This window comes from Aeromonas molluscorum 848, assembly GCF_000388115.1.
Taxonomy (GTDB): Bacteria; Pseudomonadota; Gammaproteobacteria; order Enterobacterales; family Aeromonadaceae; genus Aeromonas; species Aeromonas molluscorum.
On record NZ_AQGQ01000154.1, the window covers coordinates 1 to 9,829 of the forward strand.

9 protein-coding genes and 1 pseudogene are annotated in these 9,829 nt (G+C 57.6%); 4 read left to right on the top strand and 6 right to left on the bottom strand.

Features of this window, described 5'->3' with window-relative positions:
- From G113_RS16445 to G113_RS21900, 3 genes and pseudogenes are all read right to left on the bottom strand, one after another.
- The coding region (locus tag G113_RS16445; RefSeq protein ID WP_040319330.1) for a peptide MFS transporter at nucleotides 1-889 on the bottom strand (889 nt) is incomplete at its 3' end.
- 213 nt (nucleotides 890-1,102) lie between these two features.
- Nucleotides 1,103-2,014 carry a UTP--glucose-1-phosphate uridylyltransferase GalU gene (gene galU, locus G113_RS16450; RefSeq protein WP_005907359.1) on the bottom strand — a complete coding sequence of 304 codons (912 nt, stop codon included), beginning with the start codon at nucleotides 2,012-2,014 and terminating at the stop codon, nucleotides 1,103-1,105.
- Between the two features lie 95 nt (nucleotides 2,015-2,109).
- Nucleotides 2,110-2,427 (bottom strand): annotated as a pseudogene (locus G113_RS21900) (ComEA family DNA-binding protein).
- A 170-nt stretch (nucleotides 2,428-2,597) separates the two neighbouring features.
- On the opposite strand from G113_RS21900, the gene cysQ reads away from it, so the two are divergent.
- On the top strand, nucleotides 2,598-3,353 hold the full coding sequence (cysQ, locus tag G113_RS16460) for a 3'(2'),5'-bisphosphate nucleotidase CysQ (protein WP_005907362.1): 756 nt from the start codon (nucleotides 2,598-2,600) through the stop codon (nucleotides 3,351-3,353).
- Between the two features lie 118 nt (nucleotides 3,354-3,471).
- Here cysQ and G113_RS16465 read toward each other — a convergent pair whose 3' ends face one another.
- From G113_RS16465 to G113_RS16475, 3 genes are all read right to left on the bottom strand, one after another.
- Nucleotides 3,472-3,768, bottom strand: a complete 297-nt coding sequence (locus tag G113_RS16465; protein ID WP_005907363.1) for a YciI family protein — start codon at nucleotides 3,766-3,768, stop codon at nucleotides 3,472-3,474.
- Nucleotides 3,769-3,792: 24 nt separating this feature from the next.
- On the bottom strand, nucleotides 3,793-4,356 hold the full coding sequence (locus tag G113_RS16470; protein ID WP_005907364.1) for a septation protein A: 564 nt from the start codon (nucleotides 4,354-4,356) through the stop codon (nucleotides 3,793-3,795).
- Between the two features lie 95 nt (nucleotides 4,357-4,451).
- Entirely contained in the window at nucleotides 4,452-5,963 is a 1,512-nt protein-coding gene (locus G113_RS16475) for an aminotransferase class V-fold PLP-dependent enzyme (RefSeq protein WP_040319331.1), read from the bottom strand.
- Between the two features lie 236 nt (nucleotides 5,964-6,199).
- On the opposite strand from G113_RS16475, the gene trhA reads away from it, so the two are divergent.
- The 3 genes from trhA to G113_RS21165 form a co-directional block, all read left to right on the top strand.
- Nucleotides 6,200-6,832 carry a PAQR family membrane homeostasis protein TrhA gene (gene trhA, locus G113_RS16480; RefSeq protein WP_005907366.1) on the top strand — a complete coding sequence of 211 codons (633 nt, stop codon included), beginning with the start codon at nucleotides 6,200-6,202 and terminating at the stop codon, nucleotides 6,830-6,832.
- 158 nt (nucleotides 6,833-6,990) lie between these two features.
- Nucleotides 6,991-8,652, top strand: coding sequence for a putative transporter (locus G113_RS16485; RefSeq protein WP_005907368.1), 1,662 nt, complete (start codon nucleotides 6,991-6,993; stop codon nucleotides 8,650-8,652).
- A 235-nt stretch (nucleotides 8,653-8,887) separates the two neighbouring features.
- The coding region (locus G113_RS21165; RefSeq protein ID WP_005907369.1) for a retention module-containing protein at nucleotides 8,888-9,829 on the top strand (942 nt) is incomplete at its 3' end.

Below are 9,829 nucleotides of genomic sequence, written 5' to 3' on the forward strand. Positions count from 1 at the left end.
GGGTGATGATGAAGAAGGGGTTCAGGGACTGGAACCAGGCCGTTGGTACCTCGAAGCTACCGATCATGCGGTCGGTATACTCCTGGGTGTAGAGATTCATCAGGCCGCCAGCTTGCTCGAAGCCCGCCCAGAAAATGATGGTGAACAGACCCAGAATGAGGATGACTTTGATGCGATCCACTTCCTGTTTGGTCAGGGGAGCCTTCTGGTTCTTGGCGCGCTTGGCTGCCGCCAGTTTGGCCGCAGGGACCCGCCCGATGTCACCGAGGAAATTCTGCGCCATGGTCGCTTGCAGTACCAGGGAGAGCAGCATGCCGATGCCGGCTCCGATGAAGGCTGCCTGCCAGCCATAGGCTGTGGCGGCAGCGCCACAGATAACCCCGGCCAGCAGGGAACCCAGGTTGATGCCCATATAGAAGATGGTGAAGGCGCCATCGCGACGATGATCCCCTTCCTGATAGAGGTCACCTACCATGGTGGAGATGTTCGGCTTGAACAGGCCGTTGCCCACAATCAGCAGGGCGAGGCCCGCATAGAAGACGCTGTTGACCATGTCCGGGAACATGGCGTGGGGCAGTGCCAGGGTGAATTGGCCAGCAGCCATCAAGATGGCGCCGATCAGAATGGAGCGACGTTGTCCGAGCACGGTATCGGCCAGCCAGCCACCGATGAGCGGTGTGATATAGACCAGACCGGTATAGATACCGTAGAGCTTGAGGGCATCGGCCTGACTCCAGCCCATGCCACCATTGGCTGTCAAGTCGGTGAGGTAGAGCACCAGCACGGCACGCATGCCGTAATAGGAGAACCGCTCCCACAGTTCGGTACTAAAGAGCAAAAAGAGCCCTTTAGGGTGACCTAAAAAGGTCTCTTTTGACGAGTTATTCATGGAACTTCCACCTGTATCTTTTATTTTTTTAGGAATTTTATGCAAGGGCTCGGAACAAGCCTTAAACCTTATAAAACAAGCGTGATTGAATTACAAGGTCATGATTTGATGGTTGATTGTTTACTCAAAGCTGAATATTTGTTTAAAAAATGAAAACGGGGCATCAAATGATGCCCCGTTTAATATTCTGTGAAATGGTGAAAAAATCAGCGTTTACAACTGTTTGACAAATTGAGCCAGCCACTGACGAAATTCGGCGCCGAGCTCGCCATGACGGGCCGCGTACTCGACATTGGCCTTCATATAACCGAGCTTGCTGCCGCAATCATGGCTTCTGCCCTTCATGGAGTAAGCGTTGACTTGCTCGCGCTCCATCAGCATGGCGATGGCATCGGTCAGCTGGATCTCGTCGCCAGCACCGGCGGGAGTCTTCTCAAGCAGTGGCCAGATGTTGGCCGACAGCACATAACGACCCACCACCGCCAGATTGGAGGGCGCTTCATCCCGGGGCGGCTTCTCGACGATGGCCTGCATCGGCAGGGACATGCCGGCAGTCAGCGCCTCACCTTTGACGTCGGCGATGCCGTACTTGTCGACTTCGCTCTCGGGCACTGTCTCGACCATGATCTGGCTGATCTGGTCTGCCTCGAACAGATGTACCATCTCGGCCAGGTTATCTTGCTTGAGATCGCTGGCTATTTCGTCGATCAGTACGTCCGGCAGCAGCACGGCAAAGGGGTTGTCACCGATCAGCGGACGGGCGCAGAGCACCGCATGGCCCAGCCCTTTGGCTTCCCCCTGGCGGACATGCATGATGGTCACGTCCTTGGGGCAGATGTGTTGTACCTCTTCCAGCAGCTGACGCTTGACCCGCTTTTCCAGGGTCGCTTCCAGCTCGAAACTCTTGTCGAAATGGTTCTCGATGGAGTTTTTGCTGGAGTGGGTGACCAGGATGATCTCCTTGATACCTGCGGCGATGGCTTCACGTACCACATACTGGATCAGGGGTTTGTCGACCACGGGCAACATCTCTTTCGGGATGGCCTTGGTGGCGGGCAACATGCGGGTACCCAAGCCAGCTACGGGTAGCACGGCCTTGCGAACAACGAGCGGTGTCTTTTTCATGGAGAGCAATCCGGTGAGACAAAGTGGCATCATGATACCCGAAGTAAAATGGGGCAGCCACCGGCCGCCCCAGAAGATGACTTCTCCTGTGCATCTCATTTGACAATGATCATGTCCCGGTTGGCCTCCAGGGTGGCCGGGCCTATGCCGCTCACATCGGCCAGTTGATCCACAGAGCTGAATTTCCCCTGTTTCTCCCGATAGTCGATGATGGACTGGGCCTTCTTCTCGCCGATCCCCTTGAGGGCGGTCAGCTCGTCCATGCTGGCCGTATTGAGGTTGATTTTACCCGTTTTGCTGACGGCGCTGCTGGTGACGGTTTGGGTTGCTACCTTCTCTGCCGCCAGGACGGGCTACCCAAGTAATGGCAGGGCGGCCAATAGCACGGCATAGGCTAACGTGAGACGTTTCATACACTCTCTTCCTTGAGCAAGGACGCGGGTTGCGCCGCATTGATATTTAGCTCATCAGTGGCAGTTTTTGTCTGTCATTTCTGACAAGGAATAACTCATGAGAAACGGCTATAAGCTGGCAGTTCTGATTCGGGTAGAATGAGCTATCTTTTTGACTTGGAAGCTATTTTATGTCCCTTCCCCCCATTGCCAAGATCGAGGCCATCGCCCGCGCCGCAGGTGATGCCATATTGGCCATCTACCAGCAAGCCTTCACCGTGGAGTACAAAGCTGACGAGAGTCCGTTGACGGCGGCGGACAAGGGGGCCCATGACGTGATAGTTGCCGGTTTGGCGAGTTTGACACCCGATATACCCGTGTTGTCCGAAGAGTCGGGGGAAGAGGTATTGCAGGCCAGGCTTGGCTGGCAACGTTACTGGCTGGTGGATCCCCTGGATGGCACCAAGGAGTTTGTCTCCCGTAACGGTGAATTTACCGTCAACATTGCACTTGTCGAGGGAGGCCGCCCGGTCTGGGGCATGGTCTATGCTCCCGTGCTGGACAAGCTCTGGTATGGCGGCAAGAGACTGGGGGCATTTTGCAGCGAGGGGGGGGTCAGCAGACCCATCCAGACAAGGCCTCATCAGGAGGGAACCCCCTGGCGAGTGGTGGGCAGTCGCAATCACCTCTCCCAGGAGACGCTAGACTTTCTGGCCCCCCTTGGGGAGATTGATCTGGTCTCCATGGGCAGTTCCCTCAAGTTCTGCATCATCGCCGAGGGTGGGGCCGAGCTCTACCCCAGATTGGCCCCCACGTGCGAATGGGACACGGGGGCGGCCCAGGCTGTCCTGGAAGGGGCGGGGGGCAGTGTCACCCGGCTCGATGGCTCGCCACTCGAATATAACAAGCCAGATATCCTCAACCCCTGGTTTGTGGCACGGGCCTGAGGCATCGATCTGTAAACTCTCCAACGTGTTGGCGATATCGAGTGCTCGCAATCCGCTCAAAACAAACAGGCCGGACAATGTCCGGCCTGTTTGTTTGCATTGATTGGTGCGCGTCTGCTTAGAACACCTTCTTGAATGGCTTGATGGTGACCTTGGCATAGACACCAGCAGCGACATAGGGGTCTGCATTTGCCCATGCCTGGGCATCGGCCTGGCTATTGAACTCGGCGATGACGGTCGAGCCGCTGAAGCCAGCATCGGCTGGATCCTCGGCATCTATGGCCGGATTGGGCCCCGCCGTCAGCAGACGTCCCTCATCTTGCAGCGCTTGTAGCCGTGCGAGGTGGGCGGGGCGAGCCTGTTTGCGCAAAGCCAGACTCGCGGCCACATCTTCGGAGTAGATCAGATACCACATGAGACAATCCTTTTCGTGTTGCGGTTATTTTTTCCGTTCGAGCTTCTGGGCCTCTTTCTGCTCCGCCGGCATGTGTCGGTAGAGATAGATGCCGGACAGCAGGGTGAAGACCAGCGTCAGGCCGAGCAGGCCGAACACCTTGAAGTTGACCCAGACCTCCTGAGGCAGATTGAACGCGACATAGAGGTTAAGCAGGCCGCAGAGGGCGAAGAAGCCAGCCCAGGCCAGGTTGACCCTGTCCCAGATGGGATCTGGTGCCTGCAACTCCTTGCCAAGCATCTGCTTGATCAGGTTCTTGCTAAAGCCGTAGCGGGCAATGAGCAGGGCGAGGGCAAACAGGGCATTGATCACCGTCACCTTCCACTTGATGAAGGCGTCATCGTGGAAGAAGACCGTCAGCCCGCCAAAGAAGCCAACCAGGATAAAGGTGAACAGCTGCATCTTCTCGACTTTGCGATAGCGAAGCCAGCTGTAGAGCAGTTGCAGACCCGTGACCACCACCAGAGCGCCGGTTGCGGCATAGATGTCCACCATCTTGTAGACGGCAAAGAAAACGATAAGCGGAATAAATTCAAAAAATTGCTTCATGCTGGCTCATTCACCTCGAAATTTCATCCAGTCTACCTGTCCGACAGACAACGGCAAATGAATAAGACCCGCCTCGGGGGCCTGAGTTCCCTTCCTTACTCATCGGTAAACAGCTCGGCGGCGACACTCAACCCTAATCGGGTCTGGTCTGCCAGCAAGTCGCGGATATCCGACTCCTCAATCTGGGGGTTGAGCAGCACGGCGCGCAGCAGTACCAGAGGCTGATCGCCGTAGCGATGCAGGGGGCGCTGGGTGCGGGAGACGAAGCTGTGCCCTTCGGCGCGCTGGGCTTTTTGCAATGCAACGTTGAAGAGATTGATCTGTTCGTTGGCCGCCTTGTTCAATGTTTTTCCCTGCAGATGCGGGGGGATGCAGCGATAGGAGAGCAGGTTCATCACCGGGGCCGACATCAGCTCGAAGGCGGGATCCGCGTCGATCAGCGCTGCCATGCAACGAGCCTTGGCATAGTTGGCCTCGATGAGGGTGCGATAACCCGTCTCGCCGAGCAGCTGGAAAGCGCCATCCAGGTAGAGGGCATTGGCGGGTCTGGTGCCTTCCAGGGTAAAGCGACCCTGATCGAAGGAGCTGGCGCGAATGGCGTAAGGGGCCTCGCGCTTGACCGCCATCACCAGATCCGGGCGTTTGCAGAGCAGCATGCCGGTGCCAAGGGGGACGAGCAGCTGCTTGTGGCCATCCAGAGTGACGGTATCAGCCTGTTCTATGCCAGCCAGCAGTGACTGGTAACGGGGAGAGAACAGCGTCGGGCCCCCCCAGGCGGCATCCACGTGGAAATGGACATTTTCCCGGCGGGCGATGTCAGCGAGTTCGGCCAGGGGATCGACTGAGCCAAAGTCGGTACTGCCAGCGACGCCTATGATGGCAAGCACCTTGAGACGCAAGGCCTTGCACTCGAGCAAGGCTGCCTCCAGGGCGGGCAGGCTGAGGCGATTGTCGGCATCCGTCTCCAGCCGACGGACATTGACGGCGCCCATACCCAGCAAGTCCATCCCCTTGTCGAAGGAGTAGTGCATCAGACGCGAGCCCAGAATGACGGCGCCGCGGTAACCTTGCTCTACCAGATGGAACAGATTATCGCCCACTGCATGGTTGCGGGCGAGCCAGAGGGCGGTGACATTGGCGATGGTGCCACCGCTGGTCATGACACCGAGCGCCGCATCCTTGGCATGCATCTGGTGGTGGTAGAAGTCGTCAGTGCCTCGATAGACGAGGCGGTGCAGCTTGGCCAAGACTTCCCGCTCCAGGAAGCTCAGCAAACGGGAAGACTCCATCTTCATCGGATTCTGGTTGAGCATCACCAGCAGACGGGCCAGTTCGCCGGTGAAGGCGGGCAGGGGGGCCGTCATGTGGCCCATGTAGTGACGGGAAGCGAGATGGGAGGCGCCAGGCACCAACTGCTCGAGCCGTGCCAGATAGGCCTGGGTATCCATGCCCTCACCGGGCATATTGGCATCATCGAGTTGTTGGCAAAACTGCTCGCGTCGATAGGGCGCCTCGCTGTCGTCGGCGCGGTGAAAGCGTTCCAACAGGCGAGTCACGGCTGCGGCTAGGGCAGGATCCGGTTTGGCAAAGAGTTCGGTCAACGTCATCGGGGTCTCCAGACCAGGCCGGCGGACCACGCCATCCGGGCGCATGGGCCAAGGGGTCGCGGCGGCATCAATACGGGTAATCGCCAGGGCCCACTCAGGGGCAATGCGCTGGCGGCAGAGGATACACCAAAGGGGCACGGCTGGCAGCCACTCCCTTTTTTCAGCTAACACTTGTACTCTTAAATCTGCTTGAGCTAGAGTGACGCCTCTAATTATTGCTATCGAGAGTGGGTGCGATGAACTATTCCCCCCGTGAAGAGTGGGCGAATCGCTGGAGTCATGGCCTGGGGCTGGGGTTGGGTGTACTGGGCGGGATCTGCCTGTTGCTAAAGGGCTGGGATCAAGGGCCCCTGGCCCGGTTCAGTTACGGCCTCTACAGCGCCAGCCTGATACTGCTATTTCTTGCTTCCACCCTTTATCACAGCATGGGCGAGGGACCACATCGACACAGGTGCAAGATCTTTGATCACTGCGCCATCTATCTGTTGATCGCCGGTACTTATACCCCTTTTCTGCTGGTTGCGCTCGATAGCCCCTTTACCGATTGGTTGATGGCGGTGATCTGGTTGCTGGCGCTGTCCGGGGTGGTGTTCAAGCTAATTTTTATCAATCGCTTCAAGCGATTATCACTTCTCACCTATCTGGTCCTGGGCTGGCTCTCCCTGCTGGCGGTCTATCAGCTTTACCTCAATCTGGCGGTCGGTGGTCTGGTGTTGCTGGCGCTGGGGGGCCTTATCTACAGTCTGGGAGTCATCTTCTACGCCAACAAGCGCATTCCCTACAACCATGCCATCTGGCATCTGTTTGTACTGGGGGGAAGCGCTTGCCACTTCTGGGCCATTTACGGCTACGTGGCTTCTTTGCCCTGAAGGCGATAGCGGCAGTTCCATCGCCCTGGGAATTTCATCTATCCCTTAATTGGTAATTTTTGCTCCAAATAAAGCTAGAATCGTGCGCCGCCACACAGTCATTCTCTTTCTTTGCTGACAAGCTGGGCCGAGTCGAATTTGAAACAAGGATGGCGAAGATGAGTGAGATCGCGCTTTCTATCAGCATGTTATCGCTGGTGGCAGTGCTCGGGCTCTGGCTGGGCAATTGGAAGATCCACGGGGTGGGATTAGGGATAGGGGGGGTGCTGTTTGGGGGCATCTTGGTTGGTCACTTCGCCGGTCTTTTTGAGGTGAGCTTCGATGACCACACCCTGCATTTCATCCAGGAGTTCGGTCTGATCCTGTTCGTCTACACCATAGGCATTCAGGTCGGTCCCGGGTTCTTCTCTTCCCTGCGCAGCTCCGGACTCAAGCTCAATGGCTTTGCCGCTTTGCTGGTGGTACTGGGCTGCGTGGTCGCGCTGGGGCTGCATAAGCTGTTTTCCGTGCCGCTGCCGGTGATCCTCGGCGTCTTCTCCGGCGCCGTGACCAATACCCCCTCCCTGGGGGCGGGTCAGCAGATCCTTGCCGAACTGGGCGCAGCGCCCGGCTCAACGGCCTTGATGGGGATGGGTTATGCGGTCGCTTATCCATTCGGGATCTGCGGTATATTGCTGACCATGTGGTTGGTTCGCGTGTTTTTTAACATCAAGATCGAAGATGAAGCCGCCCGTTTCGAACAAGAATCCGGCACAGTCCGTGAGAGCCTGCAGACCATCAACATCGCGGTACGTAACCCCAACATGCACGGACTCATGCTCAAGGAGATCCCCAGTCTGGATGAGACGGATGTGATCTGCTCGCGACTGAAGCGGGGTGACGAGCTGATGGTGCCGCGTCCTGATACCCGCATCGAGACCGGGGATTTACTGCATCTGGTTGGAGAGCGTCATGCGCTGCACAAGGTCTTGCTGGTATTGGGGGAGGAGGTCGACACCTCTCTCTCGACCCGGGGCACCGAACTGCGAGTCGAGCGGGTGGTGGTGACCAACGAGCAGGTGCTCGGCAAGAAGATCCGCGATCTCGAGATCAAGCAGCGCTATGACGTGGTGATCTCGCGCCTCAACCGGGCAGGGATCGAGCTGGTACCAACCAGCCAGACCAGCCTGCAATTTGGTGACATCCTCAATCTGGTCGGCCGCCTCGATGCCATAGAGGCGGTGACTAGCGTGGTGGGCAACGTACAGCAAAAGCTGCAACAAGTGCAGATGCTGCCAGTATTTATCGGCATAGGGCTTGGGGTGCTGCTTGGCTCAATTCCCTTCTATTTGCCCGGTTTTCCGGCAGCGCTCAAGCTGGGTCTGGCTGGTGGCCCTCTGGTGGTGGCGCTGATCCTCGCCCGGATCGGCAGTATAGGTAAGCTCTATTGGTTCATGCCCCCCAGTGCCAACCTGGCGCTGCGGGAGATAGGCATAGTGCTGTTCCTGGCTGTGGTCGGGTTCAAATCCGGGGCGGGTTTTGTTGATACTCTGCTTCACGGGGATGGTCCCGCCTGGGTGCTCTATGGCATGGCGCTGACCCTGATCCCTTTGCTGGTTGTCGGGGTACTGGCGCGCCACTATGGCAAGCTGAACTACTTAACCTTGTGCGGTCTGTTGGCGGGTTCGATGACAGATCCCCCGGCCCTGGCATTTGCCAACGCCATGCACAGCAGTAGTGGTGCCAGTGCATTGGCCTATGCGACTGTTTACCCTCTAGTGATGTTCCTGCGGATCATATCACCGCAACTGTTGGCCATCCTGCTCTGGGCCGGTATCTGACGTGTTGGCGGGCGTTACCTGGTGACGCCTGCTAGTGGATTTCAAATGTTTGAAATAAATAGTTTTTTATCAGTAAGCACAACAAGTGCCAACCCTCCAGCTTCTGCGTCTGTTTCCCCTCAAAAAGCCTCCGTTCGTTCTAAATTTCGCACTAGTTACTAGCGACTCATTCGAATAAAGTGAACGCTGAAAAAATTGTACGCCCGTTATCGGGAGCTACTCATCAGGAGAGAACATGAGCGCCAACATCATCACCCTGGAACAGGACATAGTTGTGACCCATCTGACCCAGCCGGTATACCTGGTCGGTGAGGACGGCAGCCTGCGTCAGCTTGCCGAGGGGGATGCAATAGCCAAAGGTGCTCAGGTGACCTCCCCTGCTGGGGGCTCGATTGGCGCAGGCGCGTTACAGATCCCGTTGCCTGTCGCCGACATCAATCCTGATCAGTTGGCCTCTGCCGAGGAAGGCCAGCAGCTGGCGCTTAATCAACAACCAGCCCCGGGGGGCATCAGCGACGAAATTGCCGCCTTGCAGTCCGCCATTCTGGATGGCGTTGATCCGACCAAGGCATTTGAAGCGTCGGCGGCTGGCGGGGCTCCTGCTGCGGGTGGTGGCGTCGCTGGTGGCAGTGGCAATGGCGGTTTCATCGTCGTCGATCGCAACGCAGATTCTACCCTGGCGCAGAGTGGTTTCGACACGAACGAGCCCGCCACAAGGGCACTGTTGCGGGAGGCCTTACCGGGTGCCGAGGATACGCGACCGCAGGATGTGATAGCGCCACAGATCTCTGTCTCGGCTCCCGATAATACCAATGACACGACCCCGACCCTGACCGGCTCCACTGACGCCCCTGTGGGCAGTACAGTGACCCTGATAGTCACTGATGCCAATGGCAATCAACAGACCCTGACCACGACCGTCAATCCGGACGGTACCTTCAGCGTAGATGTCACCACCCCGCTGGCTGATGGCCCATATACTGTCGCCGCCAATGTCACAGATCCTGCTGGCAACACGGGCACGGCCACCGATGATGGCAGCGTGGACAGCACTGCTCCGGACCTGGCTATTGCGCTTGATGCCAACATCACCGCCGACGACGTCATCAACGCCGCCGAAGCGGGTCAGCAGATCCCGGTCAGCGGCACCGTGACTGGCGAGTTCAACGAGGGTGAT

Coding starts and splice junctions, on each gene's coding strand:
- trhA (WP_005907366.1), top strand. CDS start 6,200: ATGAACTATTCCCCCCGTGAAGAGTGGGCGAATCGCTGGAGTCATGGC.
- G113_RS16475 (WP_040319331.1), bottom strand. CDS start 5,963: ATGACGTTGACCGAACTCTTTGCCAAACCGGATCCTGCCCTAGCCGCA.
- cysQ (WP_005907362.1), top strand. CDS start 2,598: ATGTCCCTTCCCCCCATTGCCAAGATCGAGGCCATCGCCCGCGCCGCA.
- galU (WP_005907359.1), bottom strand. CDS start 2,014: ATGAAAAAGACACCGCTCGTTGTTCGCAAGGCCGTGCTACCCGTAGCT.
- G113_RS16485 (WP_005907368.1), top strand. CDS start 6,991: ATGAGTGAGATCGCGCTTTCTATCAGCATGTTATCGCTGGTGGCAGTG.
- G113_RS16465 (WP_005907363.1), bottom strand. CDS start 3,768: ATGTGGTATCTGATCTACTCCGAAGATGTGGCCGCGAGTCTGGCTTTG.
- G113_RS16470 (WP_005907364.1), bottom strand. CDS start 4,356: ATGAAGCAATTTTTTGAATTTATTCCGCTTATCGTTTTCTTTGCCGTC.